The 16,281-nt window shown below is 64.2% G+C and carries 18 protein-coding genes; 8 read left to right on the top strand and 10 right to left on the bottom strand.

The annotated features are described in order from the left end of the window. Positions 1-3 precede the first annotated feature (3 nt). Complete coding sequence (flgH, locus tag AB7Z56_RS14830) at positions 4-768, top strand: flagellar basal body L-ring protein FlgH (RefSeq protein WP_354124053.1); 765 nt, start codon at positions 4-6, stop codon at positions 766-768. Positions 769-916: 148 nt separating this feature from the next. On the opposite strand, the gene AB7Z56_RS14825 is transcribed toward flgH, so the two are convergent. Continuing rightward, the gene (locus AB7Z56_RS14825; protein ID WP_208087701.1) at positions 917-1,696 is read right to left on the bottom strand and encodes a 2-keto-4-pentenoate hydratase; all 780 of its coding nucleotides are present in this window, start codon (positions 1,694-1,696) and stop codon (positions 917-919) included. A gap of 96 nt (positions 1,697-1,792) precedes the next feature. After that, the gene (locus tag AB7Z56_RS14820) at positions 1,793-2,821 is read right to left on the bottom strand and encodes an SDR family oxidoreductase (protein WP_259256823.1); all 1,029 of its coding nucleotides are present in this window, start codon (positions 2,819-2,821) and stop codon (positions 1,793-1,795) included. 94 nt (positions 2,822-2,915) lie between these two features. On the opposite strand from AB7Z56_RS14820, the gene AB7Z56_RS14815 reads away from it, so the two are divergent. Continuing rightward, positions 2,916-3,314, top strand: coding sequence for a winged helix-turn-helix transcriptional regulator (locus AB7Z56_RS14815; RefSeq protein WP_354124071.1), 399 nt, complete (start codon positions 2,916-2,918; stop codon positions 3,312-3,314). A gap of 289 nt (positions 3,315-3,603) precedes the next feature. Here the strand turns inward: AB7Z56_RS14815 and dksA are convergent, their stop codons facing one another. Both dksA and AB7Z56_RS14805 read right to left on the bottom strand, forming a co-directional pair. Further along, positions 3,604-3,969, bottom strand: coding sequence for an RNA polymerase-binding protein DksA (dksA, locus tag AB7Z56_RS14810; RefSeq protein WP_008554760.1), 366 nt, complete (start codon positions 3,967-3,969; stop codon positions 3,604-3,606). A gap of 213 nt (positions 3,970-4,182) precedes the next feature. After that, complete coding sequence (locus AB7Z56_RS14805; RefSeq protein WP_231142312.1) at positions 4,183-4,794, bottom strand: NAD(P)-dependent oxidoreductase; 612 nt, start codon at positions 4,792-4,794, stop codon at positions 4,183-4,185. 163 nt (positions 4,795-4,957) lie between these two features. Here AB7Z56_RS14805 and AB7Z56_RS14800 point away from each other — a divergent pair, with 163 nt between their 5' ends. Continuing rightward, positions 4,958-5,329 (top strand): winged helix-turn-helix transcriptional regulator, encoded by a 372-nt coding sequence (locus AB7Z56_RS14800; RefSeq protein ID WP_085405899.1) that lies wholly within the window; start codon positions 4,958-4,960, stop codon positions 5,327-5,329. On the opposite strand, the gene AB7Z56_RS14795 is transcribed toward AB7Z56_RS14800, so the two are convergent. Then, a complete protein-coding gene (locus AB7Z56_RS14795; protein ID WP_231142313.1) occupies positions 5,326-5,739 on the bottom strand; it encodes a flagellar assembly protein FliX in 414 nt (137 codons plus the stop codon). The genes AB7Z56_RS14800 and AB7Z56_RS14795 overlap by 4 nt on opposite strands. A 270-nt stretch (positions 5,740-6,009) precedes the next feature. Between AB7Z56_RS14795 and AB7Z56_RS14790 the strand changes: the two genes are divergently transcribed. The 4 genes from AB7Z56_RS14790 (at position 6,010) to AB7Z56_RS14775 (ending at position 8,533) form a co-directional block, all read left to right on the top strand. Continuing rightward, entirely contained in the window at positions 6,010-7,134 is a 1,125-nt protein-coding gene (locus AB7Z56_RS14790) for a flagellar basal body P-ring protein FlgI (RefSeq protein WP_085405897.1), read from the top strand. After that, on the top strand, positions 7,134-7,502 hold the full coding sequence (gene flgJ, locus AB7Z56_RS14785; protein ID WP_085405896.1) for a flagellar assembly peptidoglycan hydrolase FlgJ: 369 nt from the start codon (positions 7,134-7,136) through the stop codon (positions 7,500-7,502). The genes AB7Z56_RS14790 and flgJ overlap by 1 nt, the downstream gene beginning before the upstream one ends. An 11-nt stretch (positions 7,503-7,513) precedes the next feature. Beyond that, on the top strand, positions 7,514-8,011 hold the full coding sequence (locus AB7Z56_RS14780) for a hypothetical protein (protein WP_085405895.1): 498 nt from the start codon (positions 7,514-7,516) through the stop codon (positions 8,009-8,011). Positions 8,012-8,170: 159 nt separating this feature from the next. After that, positions 8,171-8,533 carry a hypothetical protein gene (locus AB7Z56_RS14775; RefSeq protein WP_028148520.1) on the top strand — a complete coding sequence of 121 codons (363 nt, stop codon included), beginning with the start codon at positions 8,171-8,173 and terminating at the stop codon, positions 8,531-8,533. A 53-nt stretch (positions 8,534-8,586) separates the two neighbouring features. On the opposite strand, the gene flaF is transcribed toward AB7Z56_RS14775, so the two are convergent. The 3 genes from flaF to AB7Z56_RS14760 form a co-directional block, all read right to left on the bottom strand. Beyond that, the gene (gene flaF, locus AB7Z56_RS14770; RefSeq protein ID WP_014493991.1) at positions 8,587-8,955 is read right to left on the bottom strand and encodes a flagellar biosynthesis regulator FlaF; all 369 of its coding nucleotides are present in this window, start codon (positions 8,953-8,955) and stop codon (positions 8,587-8,589) included. 290 nt (positions 8,956-9,245) lie between these two features. Beyond that, positions 9,246-10,853 (bottom strand): flagellin N-terminal helical domain-containing protein, encoded by a 1,608-nt coding sequence (locus tag AB7Z56_RS14765; protein ID WP_354124052.1) that lies wholly within the window; start codon positions 10,851-10,853, stop codon positions 9,246-9,248. Positions 10,854-11,097: 244 nt separating this feature from the next. After that, positions 11,098-12,702: a flagellin N-terminal helical domain-containing protein gene (locus AB7Z56_RS14760; RefSeq protein ID WP_085405894.1), complete on the bottom strand. Its 1,605-nt coding sequence runs from the start codon at positions 12,700-12,702 to the stop codon at positions 11,098-11,100. 323 nt (positions 12,703-13,025) lie between these two features. Here AB7Z56_RS14760 and flbT point away from each other — a divergent pair, with 323 nt between their 5' ends. After that, complete coding sequence (gene flbT, locus AB7Z56_RS14755) at positions 13,026-13,451, top strand: flagellar biosynthesis repressor FlbT (protein WP_071912194.1); 426 nt, start codon at positions 13,026-13,028, stop codon at positions 13,449-13,451. Positions 13,452-13,530: 79 nt separating this feature from the next. On the opposite strand, the gene AB7Z56_RS14750 is transcribed toward flbT, so the two are convergent. Together AB7Z56_RS14750 and AB7Z56_RS14745 are read right to left on the bottom strand one after the other, a co-directional pair. Further along, the gene (locus AB7Z56_RS14750) at positions 13,531-15,030 is read right to left on the bottom strand and encodes a pyridoxal phosphate-dependent decarboxylase family protein (RefSeq protein ID WP_085405893.1); all 1,500 of its coding nucleotides are present in this window, start codon (positions 15,028-15,030) and stop codon (positions 13,531-13,533) included. After that, entirely contained in the window at positions 15,027-16,280 is a 1,254-nt protein-coding gene (locus AB7Z56_RS14745) for an ATP-grasp domain-containing protein (protein ID WP_354124051.1), read from the bottom strand. Before AB7Z56_RS14745 ends, AB7Z56_RS14750 begins: the two co-directional genes overlap by 4 nt. Position 16,281: the final 1 nt, after the last annotated feature.

Here is a 16,281-nt window from a genome sequence, read left to right as displayed (position 1 = left end):
GTCATGTCCAGTTTCAGTTCGGCTTCCCGTCTTCGTCGCGTCGCGATCTCTGGTCTGCTGCTGGCAGTTTGCGCGCTGGCGAGCGGCTGCTCCTCGATCGACCGCCTGTCGCAGATCGGCGAGCAACCGAAATTGTCGGCGATCGACAATCCGACGACGCAGCCCGGCTACAAGCCGGTGCAGATGCCGATGCCGAAGCCGGAAGTCGCCTCCTACAATCCGAACTCATTGTGGCGCAACGGCAGCCGCGCCTTCTTCAAGGACCAGCGCGCGACCCATGTCGGCGACCTCCTGACCGTGACCGTGAACATCACCGACAAGGCCAACATCGCCAACGAGACCCAGCGCAGCCGAACCGCCAAGGAGGATTCGGGGATTACCGATTTCATCGGCAGCAAGACGGTCACGCAGCCGCTCAAGATCCTGCCCGGCCGCCTTCTCACCACCGACTCGACATCCTCCGCCGACGGCAAGGGCTCGGTCAATCGCACGGAGGCCTTGCAGACCAACGTCGCCGCGGTCGTGACCCAGGTGCTGCCGAACGGCAACCTCGTCGTCGAAGGCAAGCAGGAGATCCGCGTCAACTACGAGATCCGCGAACTCATCGTCGCCGGCATCGTCCGCCCCGAAGACATCCAGAGCGACAACACCATCGATTCCAGCAAGATCGCACAGGCCCGCATCGCCTATGGCGGCCGCGGCCAGATCACGGACGTGCAGCAGCCGCGCTACGGTCAGCAGGTCATGGACGTGCTGTTGCCCTTCTAAGCCTCTCCCGAGCTCCCACATCGTGTTCGCGAACCTAGGCGCGAACGACGATGTACTACGCGGCCCTCGCTAGCTCCCCTGGCGAGGGCCGCATGTATTTTGTAAAGCCGATTGGGACGACTGACGGCGGGGATTGCCGTAGGAGCCCTCACGTAAACTCCGCCTCCACCACGCCCAGCCCGTCCAGCTCCATCCGCACCTTGTCGCCGGCCTTCAGCCACAGCGTCTTCACCAGGCTCCCCGTCAGCACGAGTTGCCCCGCGTGCAGACCCTTGCTTTCGGCGGCGAGGTGGTTGGCGAGCCAGGCGAGTGCGTTGTGGGGATGGCCGAGCACGTCGGCGCCGGTGCCGTGGCTGACCTCTTCGCCATTGACGATGGCGCGGCCCTTGACCGCCTTCAGATCCGGCACCGACGAGCGCGGCACCGCCTCACCCAGCACGCAGCCAGCGGCGAAGAAATCGTCGGCGATCAACGTCGGCGCACCCATCGATTCCCACTTCACATAGCGGTCGTCGACGATCTCGATCGCGGGATGATAGAACTCAACGGCCTCGCCGACCCATTCGGCCGTGAACGGCGCCTCGCCGGCGGCGAGGTCGCGCTTCAATCGCACCGCGATCTCGCACTCGACGCCGACACGGACATAGTTGGCAGCCGCGAGCTTGGCCCCGCTCTCGTGCACGCCCTTCTGGAACACGCTGCCGCCGCAGGGATGCGGGATGCCGATATAGTCCTGCATCACCTGACTGGTGCAGCCGATCTTGTAGCCGACCAGCGGCCCGACATGCGGCAACAGGAGATCGTGCAGCGCGCGCTGGACCTGATAACCCTCGGCTTCGTCGGCCGGCGGATGGTCCAGGGCCGCGAGCGGCGCGCGGTTACGGCGCGCGAGTGCAATCGCCTTTGCGGCTTTGAGAATCTTGTCCATCGGCGCCGGCTCCCACGCTACGCAATTGAGGTCGGCACTTCAGCATCCCCGCCGCGGCGTGACAAGCGCGGGCCAAGGGACGGGCCAAGGGCGGCCTCAGCCCTTGACGAGACCGAGCCGGATCAGGCTCTCGGCCGTCGCGAGGATCGCCTCGTCGTTGGAACGGGCCTGCCAGCCGAGCAGCGACCTCGCCTTGGCGCTGGTGGAATGCCGAACCCTTCCAAGCATCGGCACGACCGCGCGCAGCAGCGGAATCCGGTTCGCGGCCAGCCGCACCAGCCAGTCCGGGGCCTGGAGCCGCGGAACCCGGCGCGCCCTGGGTCCGAGTTCCCGCCGCAGCACCCTGGCGATATCGAGGATCGACATCGTCTCGCCGGAGACCGCGATGAAGCGCTCGCCTTTCGCTTCGGGCGCTGTCATCGCGCGCAGGTGCAAATCGGCCACGTCGCGCACGTCGACCACACCGAAATAGACCCGCGGCACCGCCGGCATGGCGCCGTCGAGCAGCGATTTGACGATCTCGATCGAGCCGGAGAAGTCCGGCCCGAGCACGGGGCCAAAAATGCCGGCGGGATTGACGACGGACAATTCGAGCCCACCGCCCTCGCGCGCGACGAAATCCCAGGCCGCCCGCTCGGCCAGCGTCTTGGATTTGATGTAGGGCTGCACGTCGGCGCCGTCGAGATTGGTCCAGTCGGTCTCGTCGAACGGCCTGTCGCGCGCCGGATGGCCATAGCCGATCGCGCCCAGCGACGAGGTGACGACGACCCGCCTGACGCCGGCCTCGCGTGCGGCATGCAGCACCCGCAGCGTGCCGTCGCGGGCCGGGATGATCATCTCGTTCTCGTCCTTGGGAACACTGGTCGACAATGGCGAAGCGACATGGAGCACGTAATCGCAGCCGGCGACGGCCTCGCGCCAGCCGTCGTCCGCGGTGAGATCGGCGGTGAAAAAGGACAGGCTTTCCGGCGACGCAGCTCCGCCCTCGCGCAACATGGCGAGCACGTCGGCCTGCCGGTCCGGGCGACGCACCGTGGTCCGCACCTGATGGCCGGCGGCCAGAAGCTGCAGGACGACATGGATGCCGACGAAGCCGGACCCGCCGGTGACCAGAACAATGCTCATTGCCGAATTCCCCTCATTGCGCAGGCTGGGCGAATTGGTTCCGCCACCCTGCTCAAGGCCGCATCTGGTCACTATCTCCCGGGGAACAAGTAGAATGGATTTCGAGACCGGTATGGAAAACCTGACCAGCGTTTGCGACGGCGACTGCGATTGCAGCCCCGACGCTGCCCTGCTCGCCGACTTCAAGCGCGCCATCCATGCACTCGGCGGCAAGTGGAAGCTGGAGATCCTGTTTGCACTGATGAACGGCGCCGTTCGTTTCGGCGCGTTGCGGCGATCGATCGGCGGCATCACCCAGCACATGCTGACCACGCAGCTGCGCGAGCTCGAGCAGGACGGATTGGTGTCGCGAACCGTCTTCGCGGAGAAACCCTTGAGGGTCGAGTACGAGTTGACGGATGCGGCCTACGGCCTGTTGCCGGCATTTAAGGAAATATTGAGCTGGTCCAGGCTTTATGGCGATGCGCGCCTTGTGGCGTCGCAGCAAGCCTGATTGCAGCCAAGCCTGATTGCAGCGATGTGTGAAGCTGCCGGATCGTTGCCTCAGCCTTCGAGTCGATCTCGTTGATGCGACTCGCAAAACCTCCCCCACCTGAAGTGAAGGCTGTTTCTCATCCGAACTTACGTGAGCTCGGAGGAAGTGACTCTAGCCCATTGATCGTGATTCACTTTTCGCGATCGCTGATGCGCGTCGCGGCAAGCGGCAGACAAAATGCTGATCACGGCGCTCAAGCTGCACCGTGAGCCCAAAAACAAAGAGCCGCATCGCTGCGGCTCGGACTCTATTCGTCGCGGTAGACCTTCTCGCGTTTCTCGTGGCGCTCCTGCGCTTCCACCGAGAGCGTTGCGATGGGCCGGGCTTCGAGCCGTTTCAAAGAGATCGGCTCGCCGGTGTCCTCGCAATAGCCGTAGGTGTTGTCCTCGATACGCTGGAGCGCGGCGTCGATCTTGGCGATCAACTTGCGCTGGCGGTCGCGGGCGCGGAGTTCGATGGCGCGGTCGGTTTCGGACGATGCCCGATCGGCGAGATCGGGGTGGTTCACGTTCTCCTCCTGCAGAGCCTGCAGCGTGAGCTTGGACTCTTTGAGGATCTCATCCTTCCAGGCGAGGAGCTTCAAACGGAAGTACTCCTTCTGCCGGTCGTTCATGAAAGGCTCTTTTTCGGTCGGTCGGTAGTTTTTCAACTTTTCCAAGGGCGGCCTATCTGTCTAAGCAACGACTCGCAACGGAACGGGGTCCGTTAAGCCGGGCTTATATAGCGGCCTCCTGTGACAGACAATATTTCCCTGATCGTTCGGTTAGCGCCCCCAAGCCCTTGCACAGGAAGGTTTATCCTGGAGAACCCGGGGGCGGCCGAAGGCCTAGTAACCGACCGTGAAACGCTGCCTTGGATGGGCCGGCCGCTCGATCTCGTCGGCGAGCGCAATTGCGTAGTCGGCGAAGCTGATCCAGCTTTTCCCGTTCGCATCTGCGAGAAGCTGATCGGTCCCGAGCCGGAACTTGCCGGTTCGTTCCCCCTCGATGAAGAGGGCCGACGGCGAGATGAAGGTCCAGTTCAGGTCCTTTTCCTCTCGCAGCAGGTCAAGGAAAGCCCCGCCCGCCTCCGCTTCGGCCTTGTATTGGGCGGGAAAACCGGGGGTTGTAACCAGTTTGACGCCGGGAGCGACTTCCAGGCTGCCGGCACCGCCGACAACGAGGTAGCGACCAACGCCGGACGCCTTCGCCGCGCCGATCAGCTTGAGCGGGTCGCTGGCCAGGAAGTGCACGGAACTCACGGCGACGTCATGCCCGGCCCACAGCTTGGCAAGGCCGGCCTGGTCGAGCACGTCGCCCTTGGTGGACGTGACGTTCGGCAGGGTCGCGATCTTCTCGGGGTTCCGGGCGATTGCCGTGACGGCATGGCCGCGGCGCGACAGTTCCTTGGTGATCTCCGACCCGGCCCGGCCCGAGGCGCCGGCGACTGCGATTTTCATGGAAGGCTCCTTTGCTTCTTTTGGTAACTAACGGTTACTAGATATCGCAACGGATGCTGGTGTTAAGAGAGCACTTTGTGCTTACCTGATTACGCAAGAGTAACCGGGACCCGTCACCGGCGCGCGAGCCGCAAGGGGCCAAACGGATCGTGAGGACTTGACGATGAAGCCAGACGTCTATGCAGCGAACTGCCCCACGCGCCAGATCCTCGACCGCGTCGGCGACAAATGGGCGGTGCTGATCCTGCTGCTGCTGCGCGAGGAGCCGATGCGCTTCAATCAGTTGCGCCGAACGATTGAAGGCATTTCGCAGAAGATGTTGAGCCAGGTTCTCAAGTCGCTCGAGCGCGACGGCCTGATCAAGCGTCACGCCATCGCAACCGTACCGGTGACGGTGGAGTATTCGATCACGCAGCTCGGGGGGACGCTCGCGGCCGCCGTCGATCCCCTGCGCGATTGGGCCGAGCAGAATCTGAAGGACGTGCTCGCCGCCCAGCGCCGCTACGACACGCAGCAGAAGGACGAAGCGGCCTAAGCCTGCCCGGCCTTGGCCAGCTCGACCTCGACGCGCAGCTCGATCTCGGACAGCAGGGAATCCAAACTAGGATCGCCCGAGGATGATTTCAGGTTCGCCGCGGCATCGCGCAGCCGCATCACGGTCGAGGCGTCGAGATTGCCGGACAGTAATCCCATCTTGAGATCGTCGAGCACGTCGAGCGCGGTCCTGCCACGGGCGACCGAGCGCTTGCGGCGCTCGACCGGATCTTCCTCGATGCCTTGCAGTGCGAGCAGCCCATCGATGTTCGCGGCCGCCTTCGGTGCGGCAGCGCCCCGCGTCTCCTGCGCCGACGAGGTGTCGGGCAGCACGAAGGTGCCGGAGCTCGTCCGCCTGGCCTGGCTGGCCGGCGTACCAAGCGTGGTGCCGTTCGGTCCGTAGATGCGCATCGCAGGAATCCGGGTGATCGATGCCGTCACCTTCGCCGTCTTATGGTTAACGGCGCGTAAACGGCCCGGCAAAATCTGCCGAGAGGCGGCAGTTTCGCTCCTCAGGGAGAACGCTCCCTGACACCGGTGGAAACAGGTTTATTCAACCTATTCAATCGCGTAACCCCGCTGCCCCGCGTTGGCACAGCACTCGCAAGGAAAGCGTCGGACCAGCTCGTCATGGGAGTGTCGAGGATGGTTCGAGATGTGAGGAGCCTCGGGGAGCAGAGGATGCCAGGCGTTCGTTGGGTGAGGATTGTTGGGGTGGCCTGCGCCGCGCTGTCAGCGCTGGCGCTCTCGGTCACGCCTGCAAGCGCGACATCGCGCATCAAGGACCTCGCCAATATCGAGGGCGTGCGGCAGAACCAGCTCATCGGCTACGGCCTCGTCGTCGGCCTCAACGGCACCGGCGACACGCTCAACAACATCCCCTTCACCAAGCAGTCGCTGCAAGCGATGCTCGAGCGCATGGGCGTCAACATCCGCGGCGCCACCATCCGCACCGGCAACGTCGCCGCCGTGATGGTCACGGGCAATCTGCCGGCCTTCGCCACCCAGGGCACGCGCATGGACGTCACCGTCTCCGCGCTGGGCGACGCCAAGGATCTGCGCGGCGGCACCCTGCTGGTCACGCCCCTGCTCGGCGCCGACGGCAATGTCTACGCGGTCGGACAGGGCTCGCTCGCGATCTCCGGCTTCCAGGCCGAAGGCGAAGCCGCGAAAATCGTGCGCGGCGTTCCGACCGTCGGCCGCATCGCCAACGGCGCCATCATCGAGCGCGAGATCGAGTTCGCACTCAATCGGCTGCCGAATGTGCGGCTCGCGCTGCGCAACGCCGACTTCACCACGGCCAAGCGGATCGCGGCCGCGATCAACGACTATCTTGGCGTCAAGACGGCCGAGCCGATCGATCCCTCGACGGTGCAGCTTTCGATCCCGCCGGAGTTCAAGGGCAACGTCGTCGCCTTCCTCACCGAGATCGAGCAGCTCCAGGTCGATCCTGATCTCGCCGCCAAGATCGTCATCGACGAACGCAGCGGCATCATCGTGATGGGCCGCGACGTTCGCGTCGCAACCGTCGCGGTGGCGCAAGGCAACCTCACAGTCACCATCTCCGAGAGCCCGCAGGTCAGCCAGCCCAACCCGCTGTCACGCGGGCGCACCGTGGTCACGCCGCGCACCGGCGTCAGCGTCGTCGAGGACGGCAAGAAGTTCGCCGTCGTCAAGGACGGCGTCTCGCTTCAGCAGCTCGTCGACGGCCTCAACGGCCTCGGCATCGGCCCGCGCGACCTCATCAGCATCCTCCAGGCGATCAAGGCCGCCGGCGCGATCGAAGCCGACATCGAGGTGATGTGATGCAGACCAGCATGATCACCCCCCCCCACGTCGTCACCTCCTCGGCCTTCTCGGTGGAGAGCCGCAACGGCCGGCCCGACTTCGAGCTCGCCGCCGCGTTGCAGAAGGTCTCGCCACAGCAGCAGTCCAAGGCGCAGAAGACCGCCACCGATTTCGAGGCGATGTTCCTCAACAGCATGTTCTCGCAGATGACCTCGGGCCTGAAGGGCGAAGGTCCGTTCGGCGACACCCCGGGCACCGGCGTGTGGCGCTCGATGCTGACCGAGCAATATTCCAAGAACTTCGCCAAGGCCGGCGGCGTCGGTGTCGCCACCGAAGTCTACCGCACCCTCATCATGCAGCAGGCGAAAACGATCCGCACGGCATAAGGTCAACCGAGATGAACCATTTCAACGCCTCACGTCAGCCGGTGCAAGCGCAGCGCCCCAACACCGCACCCGGCAACGCCGAGGCGCGCAAGGTCGCCGAGCAGCTGATGGATTCGATGAACGCCCTGCTCGGACTGGTCGAGCGCGAGACCGAGCTCGTCCGCGCCGGCCAGGTCCGCGAAGCGATGACGCTCGAGAGCAAGAAGCAGGAGCTGTCGCGCAACTATGTCAGCGCCGTCAGCGAATTGAAGACGAACCAGGCCCAGCTCGCGAAATCCGCGCCCGAGCTGCTCTCGACGCTGCATCGGCACCACGATGCGTTCCGCGCGATGCTCCAGGTCAATCTCACCGTGCTCGCGACCGCACACGCGGTCTCCGAGAGCGTGGTGCGCGGCGTCAACGCCGAGATCCAGAAGCGCAACGTGCCCAACACCTACACGGCGGCGGGACGCCGCGCGGCTCCGGGCCCACGCCACATCACCCCGCTCGCGGTCAGCCGCTCGCTCTGAGCGCGCGCGAAAACTCCCTGCAATTTTACGAAAAACCGCGCGGCGATATCGTCGCGCGGTTAGGCACGTTTGCTTACCCGGTCTTCAATCCTGGTGTTCCATGGTTGCGTATTGAGAGGGGTTGGGATTTGACTCAGACAAGGCAACCAGGAGGCTGCCATGAGTACAGATTTCAGCATCAGGCCGGTGGGGATACCGGCCCCCGTGCAGATCATAACGACGTCCAATGCGGCGGCGAACGAGGCCGTGCAAACTGATTTGCCGGTGAGCCAGACGGTCGCCGCGAGCGATACGAGCGCGGCTGCGCGCAATGATTTGCAGAGCACCAACGACAGCGTTTCACGCCAGGTCGTTTTCAACCAGCCCGCCGCGTCCTTCGTGTTCCAGGTCGTGAACGAAAGGACCGATGCGGTTGTCGATCAGTTTCCGGATGAAGCGATGCTGCGGCGGCGCGCCTATTTCCACGCACTGGACATGAAGTCCGAGCCCCCGCGTCCACTCAGCACCGATCGCAGCGCCTGACGTTCACGCCGCGGGTCGCGACGGCCGTATCGAGGTCGTTCGAATCGGTCGCGTTACGACCGTCCCGAAAGACCGGCGGCGATGTTGCGATTGATCTCGATCAGCGGGCGGAAGTGATCGAGCTGCGGGCTCATCAGCAGCGCTGCAGTCTGGCTCAGCACGAACACGCTGATGTTGGCGATCCTCTGCCGAACGTCGAGCGGCTGCGGATTGGTGTCGCGCATCGCCTCGCTCAGGAAGATGGTCCAGAGCTTGCGGTTGAACATCAACGCCTGCGTCGTCTGCTCGTTGAAGGGATCGGCGCTGTTGATGGCGTCCTGCAGCTTGTTGGCGGCCTTCAGGAGCGTCTGCGCCTCGATATCGCGAGGAGACGCAGTGGTCGTGGCTACACGCGCGTAGGCCGAAGCAGCAGAACTCGACATCGATCACCCTGGAGGTTTCCTCGCCCGTTGTACAGGCTTAAGGATTTCTTTCCCAACCCTAGGCAGCACCGCTTAAGATTTGCTTACGTGAGAGTGCGGACGATCTCCGGACAATTACGGGTCGCGGCATCCACCTTTACCTCAAGGCTAAATCCGAGTGCGCGCACTGTAAACGATTGCATCCATCATGCGCTGATCTGAGCTAATCGACAGTTAGCGATCTCGCTCAAAACAACGGCGAAGCCTAGGCTTCGCCGTTGAATGATTCATCGTGTACGTCAGCGTCGCGCTTAGCGGAGGAGCTGAAGCACGCTCTGCTGCGACTGGTTGGCGAGCGAAAGCGCGGAGACTGCGATCGACTGGCGCGTCGAGAGCGCCTGGCTGTTGGCCGCTTCCTCGTTGGTGTCCGCAAGCGTCAAGCTCGACGAGCCGGTCTGCAGCACGTTGATCAGGTTCTTGCTGAAGTCCTGACGGATCTGCACGATCGACAGGTTCGAACCGAGCGTCGACGCCTCGGCACGCAGCGTGGTGCTGGCCGAGTTGAGCGAAGTCAGAATGGCGTTCGCCGATTTCGAGTCCAGGAAATCAACGCCCGAGGTCAAGGGAGCAAGGTTGAGGCCGGCGTCGTTGAAGGTGACGCCCTGAATGTTCAGCGTCGAACGCCCGGTTTCGTTGAACACGAGCTTGAGCGTATCGCCGTTCAGCAGATTAACGCCGTTGTAGGAAGAGTCCTGCGCCGTGGTGTTGATTTGCGCGAGCACGTTGTTGTACTGCCCGACCAGATTGGCGCGCGTGGCTTGCGAATCCGGGTCGACGGTGGGCGCCTGCGCGATCAGGCCATAGAAGGGCTGGCCGCTCGCCGCGGCCGTGCCGCCGATTGCGCCGATCGTCGAGGACGCCGAGTCGTTGGAGGTCACGATGTTGAGATGACCGGTCGTGTCGATCGTCGCCTGCAGGTTGTTCGCCGCCAGCGCCGCGTTGAGCTGATTGAGCGTGGAAACCTGCCCGACGCCGGCGCCGAAGGTGATGCTGGTGGCGGTGCCGCCGCCGGTCGCGCCGATCGTCAACGTCTTGCCGCTGAGCGGGGGCGGAACGCGGGCGGTGGTGCCGGCAGTGAGGCCGAGCGCCGTGAGCACGTTGCCCGAGCCGGAGATCGCCAGATCCTGGCTCGTGCCGGTGCTGAGCACGAGCTTGCCGCCGGAAACGGTCGAGGCCGTGCCCGTACCCGTGATGCCGTCGATCGCGCTAAGTACCGACTGCACCGTGAGTGTGCTGCCGCCACCGATGCCGATCGTGACGTTGCCGAACGAGTCGGTGGTCGAGGTGGTTTGCGCGGTCGAGAAGGTGATCGTCTTGCCGTCGACAGTCAGGACCGAACCGTTGGTGATCGTCGTACCGAGATCGTCGGAACCCGCACCGGCGGTACCGACCAGCTTGGTCGCGCCCGTGATCGGCGCCGCGCCGCTCGTATCGTCATTGTTGACGACGGTGCCGGTGACCGTGTTGTTGGTGTATGCCGTGCCCAGCAGGTTGTTGGCGGTCGCACCGGGGACCGCGGCCGCCGTCACGTTGGACTTGGGCGAGTACCCTGTTGGGCTCTGCAGCACCTGGCTGGCGATCGATTTGGCGCTGTCGACCAGCTTTTGCAGCGAGGTGATGCCGGTGTTCGCGGCCTGCAGCACCTGCACGCCGTTGCTGATGCCATCCAGGAGATTGCTGATGTCGCTGGCGCGATTGTCGAGCCCCTGTGCGGTGAAGAAGTTGGTCGGATTGTCCAGCGCCGTGTTGACCTTCTTGCCGGTTGCAAGACGTTCCTGCGTGGTAGCGAGCAGGTCGGCTGTCGACTGCAGCGACAACAGGTTCTGGCGGACTGATGCCGAGAGAACGATGTTGGACATTGGCAGATCTTCCTCTTGGAGCGCGACGCGTACGAATCGGAGCCCGCCGGTCTGGCAAATGGGCTTTTGTCTAGTTCTAGGCCCACTCCTTTAAATTAAGGTTAATGGCGGCTTAAGCCACAAGATTAACAAGGTATTAACCGGTCAGGGTTCCCTGAAACCCGGTTCACGCCGCATCACGCGCAAAAAAACGGCGAGGCAAAAGCCCCGCCGTAATGCCTTGTTTGACGATTTTCGCCGCGTATCAGCGCAGGAGCTGCAACACGCTCTGCTGCGACTGGTTGGCCAGCGACAGCGCCGAGACCGCGATCGACTGGCGGGTCGACAGCGCCTGGCTGTTGGCCGCTTCCTCGTTGGTGTCGGCCAGCGTCAGGTTGGACGAACCGGTCTGCAGGACGTTGATCAGGTTCTTGTTGAAGTCCTGACGGATCTGCACGACCGACAGGTTCGAACCCAGCGTCGATGCTTCCGAACGCAGCGTGCTGCTGGCGGCATTGAGCGAGGTCAGGACCTTGTTGGCCGAAGCGTTGTCCAGGAAGTCGGTGCCCGAGGCGAGGGTCGAGATGTTGAGACCCGCGGTGTTGAAGGTCACACCGGTGATGCTCAGCGTCGACTTGCCGGTTTCGTTGAACGTCAGCTTCAGCGTGTCGCCGTTGAGCAGGTTGACGCCGTTGAAGGAGGCATCCTGCGCGGTCGTGTTGATCTGCGCGAGCACGTTGTTGTACTGCGCAACCAAGCCTGCACGCTGGGTCTGCGAGGTCGGATCGGCAACCGGAGCCGCGATGGCAGCGCTGTGGAACGGGCCGGTGGCGGTAAAGGCCGAGCCGCCGAGCGTACCGATCGTCGAGGAGGCCGCGTCGTTCGTGGTCGTGATGGAGATCACGCCGGTCGAGTCGATCGAGGCCTGCAGGTTGTTGGCCGCCAGCGCCGAATTGAGCCCGTTCAGCGTCGAGATCTGGCCGGTGCCGGTGCCGAAGGTGATGCTGGTGGGCGTGCCGCCGCCGGTGGCTGCGATCGTCAGCGTCTGGCCGGAGATGGCGGGCGGGACGCGGGCGGTGGTGCCGGCGGTGAGACCGAGCGCGGCGAGCACGTTGCCCGAACCCGCGATCGTGAGATCCGAGGTCGTGCCGGTGCTCAGCGTGAGCTTACCAGCGGCGACAGTCGAGGCGGTGCCGGTGCCGGTGATGCCGTCGATCGCACTCAGCACGCTCTGCACCGTCAAGGTGCTGCCCGTGCCGATGCCGATGGTGACGTTGCCGGCGGTGTCGGTGGTCGAAGTGGTCTGCGCGGTCGAGAACGTGATGTTCTTGCCGTTGACCGTCAGGACCGAGCCGTTGGTGATGGCCGTAGCAAGGTCGTCGGACGTCGCGCCCGCGGTGCCAACCAGCTGGGTGGAAGCGGTGATGTTGACCGCAGTGCCCGTGTTGTCGTTCAGCACGGCGGTGCCGGCGACCGTGTTGTTGGTGTAGCCGGTGCCGAGCAGGTTGTTGGCGGTCGCGCCGGTGATGGCGGTCGAGGTCACGGTCGACTTGGTGGAGTAGCCCGTCGGGCTCTGCAGCACCTGGTTGGCAATCGACTTGGCGCTGTCCACCAGCTTCTGCAGCGAGGTGATGCCGGTGTTGGCTGCCTGGAGAACCTGAACGCCGTTGCCGATGCCATCGAGCAGATTGCCGATGTCGCTGGCGCGGTTATCAAGGCCCTGGGCGGTGAAGAAGTTGGTGGGATTATCCAGAGCCGAGTTCACCTTGCGGCCAGTCGACAGACGGGACTGGGTGGTGGCGAGGAGGTCGGCGGTGGACTGGAGGGAGAGCAGGTTCTGGCGAACCGATGCGGAGAGAACGACGGACATACTGTTACCTTTCTGGTAGCTACGCGTCCTATCTGACCAAAATTGATCAGACGACCGCCGGACCGTGCGTCCAAGCCTCTAACAATCCGTGAAATGAAACCCGCACTTTTCCCGCCGGGACGCTGAAAGCGCCCTTCGAGGCCGCGGCAGACGGCTGGACATGCCGCTATCAGCCTTGAAATTGTTGCATTTTCTGTCCGCGCCGCCGTCGTTTACGACCTGTTAACCATGTTGCGCAAGGATCGGCTCCAAATCACGAACGATCGCCCTCATCGCACGAACGCCGCGACGGATCGTTGTAAAAGGGTTGATGGAGAACAGGCATGGCTCTCAAGGTTGAGCTCAAACCGCACGAACGCATCATCGTCGGCAATTCGGTGATCACCAACACCGACCAGCGCGCCCGCCTCCTGATCGACGGCGACAACGTGCCGATCCTGCGCGAGCGCGACATCCTCACGCCGGAGACCGCCGACACGCCGGCCAAGCTCGTCTATCTCGCAGTCCAGCTCATGTACATCTCGCCGGATCCGCAGAGCCAGCACGGCACCTACTTCAACCTTGTGCGCGACATCGTCACCGCGGTGCCGAGCGCCTGGCCGATCATCGAAAGCATCAACAACAACATCATGAGCGGCGATCTCTATCGGGCGCTGAAGGATGCCCGCAAGCTGATCGCCTATGAAGAGAAGCTGCGGGACCAGTACCAAGCGACGCATCCCAAGGGCGACGTCAGCTCGGCCGCCTGATCGGCACGCATCAACCTGCCCAAACGACAACGGCCCCGGATCATCTCCGGGGCCGTTGTCGTTTCACCTGCGTTCCTGGTCACTGCGCCGCCAGCGGCGGCGCCTCGATCTCGATCAGACCATCGCCGGTCCGCCGCGCGCCGAACTCCAGCACCGCAGCCACAAGCGCGTCGATGTCCGTCTCGTCGGTACGGTGATTGACGATGGCAGCGCGGATCGCGAACCTGCCGTCCAGCGTCGTGCTCGAGGGCGCCGCAACGCCGGACTCCTGGACATCGGCGACGATCTCGCGATTGACCGCATCGTCGGCGCGGTAGCGGAAGCAGACGATGTTGAGGTTCACCGGTGCCAGCAATTCCAGCCGCGGCTCGGCCAGCACGCGCGTCTCCAGATATTTCGCCAGCGCGCAGCTTCGCGCGATCACCGCGCCCAGCCGGTCGGTGCCGAACGTCTTCAGCGTGAACCAGGTCTTCAGCGCGCGGAAGCCGCGCGACAGGTCGGGGCCGAGATCGCAGGGCCAGACTGCACCAGCCGCAAGGCCCCTCGCCTCGCGGCGCAGATAGGCCGCGGGCTGCGCAAAGGCCTGCCGGTGCTGCTCGCCGTCGCGCACCAGCAGGAAGCCGGCGTCGTAAGGCACCTGCCCCCATTTGTGGAAGTCGAGCGCAATGGAATCGGCGAGCTCGATGCCGCCGAGCATGGGCGCGAGCTCGGGCGAGAAGATCGCGAGCGCCCCGAAGGCGCCATCGACGTGAAACCAGATTCCTTCCTCGCGGCACAGCGCAGCGATGGCCTTGAGGTCGTCGATCGCGCCGATATCGACCGTGCCGGCGGAAGCGACGACGAGAAACGGCTTGAAGCCGACCTCGCGGTCGACAGCGATCTGCGTGCGTAGCGCGGCGACGTCGATGCGATGATCGGCATCGACGCCGATCTTGCGCAGCGCATCGGTGCCGAGCCCGGCAATGTCCATCGCCCTGGAGACACAGCCATGCGCAGCCTGCGACGTGTAGGCCGTGAGCAGCGCGCCGTCATTGCCGATGCCGTGCTGCCGCGCCAGCGTCCAGAGCGCAGCGGTGCGCGCCACCAGCACCGCCATCAAATTGGCCATCGACGTGCCCGTGACGAAGATGCCGCTCGCACTCTCCGGGAAGGCAAACAGGCGCCGCATCCACGCGACGATCTGGCGCTCGACTTCAATCGGCATGTGATCGCGTCCGCCGAGATTGGCATTGAGGCCAGCTGCGAGCATCTCCGCGAGCATGCCGACCGCGGTGCCGCCGCCGTGCACCCAGCCCATGAACCCGGGATGGACGTTGCCGGTCGCATAGGGCGCGACATGCTCGGCGAATTCGCGATAGACATCGGCAAGGTCGCTCGCCTCGCGCGGCACGTCGGCCTTCAATGCCGCGCGGATGCCGTCGGGAATCGGCTGCCACGCCGGCCGCGTGCGGACATTGGCGATGCCGTCGATCGCCTCGTCCAGCATGCGATGGGCGAGCGTGCGAAATTCGCTCCAGTCCTGCGGATCGAGCGAAGCCTGCGCGACGGAGCTTTGCGCGTTGCGGATGATCTCGTTCATGCTGCGCTCGCCTTGCCCTCTCCTGCGTGCCGCGACAGCATCGCCGTGAACGCGGCAAAGATCTTGCGCATCTGCGGCGGCTTGTACGGAAACACGACCGGCGGATCCATGTTGTGCACGACGGCGGTGTTGTCGGCTTCGAAGACCAGCAGCTCGCGGTCCTGGTTCTCGGCGCAATCGACGATGAAATAATCGAGGCCGACGCGCCGGCTCATCTCGTCGAGCGCGGCCTTGTGGCGCGCGGCGAAGGCGTAGTCGAAGTCCAGCATGAAGACGGCCTCTTCAGCCCGCTTCTCCTCGCTGAACGCCATGTAGGCGTTGAGATACCAGATGTCCCAGCGATCGGCGATCGCCATGTGGCAGGCGTAGGGCTTGCCGTCGACCATCGCGAGACGGTACTTGCGGTAGAGCCCGTCGGGGCTCACATAATCGACGAAGCGCGCGACAAAGAAATCCTGCTCCTCGCGCTCGGCGAGATAGGCCGCGAGTGCCGGCGCATCGTCGAGCTTCGCGAGCCCGACACCGGCATGCGTGCCGCGCGGCCGCGCGATCATCGGAAAGCGTAATTCGCCGGCGATGTCCTCGCAAGCGATCCGGCCCTGCGCGAGATCCATCAATTGCGCGCGCGTGGCGTGGATGGTCGATGGAATCTCGAGACCAGGGATGCCCGCCAGCAGCCGATACAGCTTGTCGCGATCGAGGTTGCCGATGAGATCGGGGCGATTGAGCAGCGGACGCGGCCAGTGCGGCGCAGCCTTTTCGATCAGGGCCAGTGTTTCCCGGCATTCCTCGGAATCGGATGCAACCACGATGGCAACGTCGTGATCGGGCAACGTTTCAGGCAAGCCGACATCCTTGGTCACATAGAGCGTCAGCAGCTCGAAATCGGAGCCTTCGAGCAGGAATTCGATCGGCGTGTTGCCGCCCATGTCGATGTCGGCCGCAAGGGCGAGCACGCGCAAGCCGGGCTTCGGAGCCGCAGCGGGCGTGCGAAACAATTGATGGAAGGTCAGCACCTCCGACTGGATCGCCAGCCCCGCCGCCTTGTCGCCGAGTAGCTGGACGATCAGCGATAGGTCAAGGCCTTCGCCCGCGTGCGCTGCTCCTTCCGTGATCCGCGTGACGAGCTGATCGCGCAGTGGCTGCAGATCGACACCTTCGAACGCCTGGCGCGTCAGCTGCGCAAAGCCGATGCGGTCGGCATAGTTCGGCACGGTCACGCCGATCGGCGCGGAAACTGGATGCTGCATC

Source organism: Bradyrhizobium sp. 482_C4_N1_8 (assembly GCF_052075965.1).
Lineage (GTDB): Bacteria > Pseudomonadota > Alphaproteobacteria > Rhizobiales > Xanthobacteraceae > Bradyrhizobium > Bradyrhizobium barranii.
This window is presented reverse-complemented; position numbering and strand designations above follow the sequence as displayed.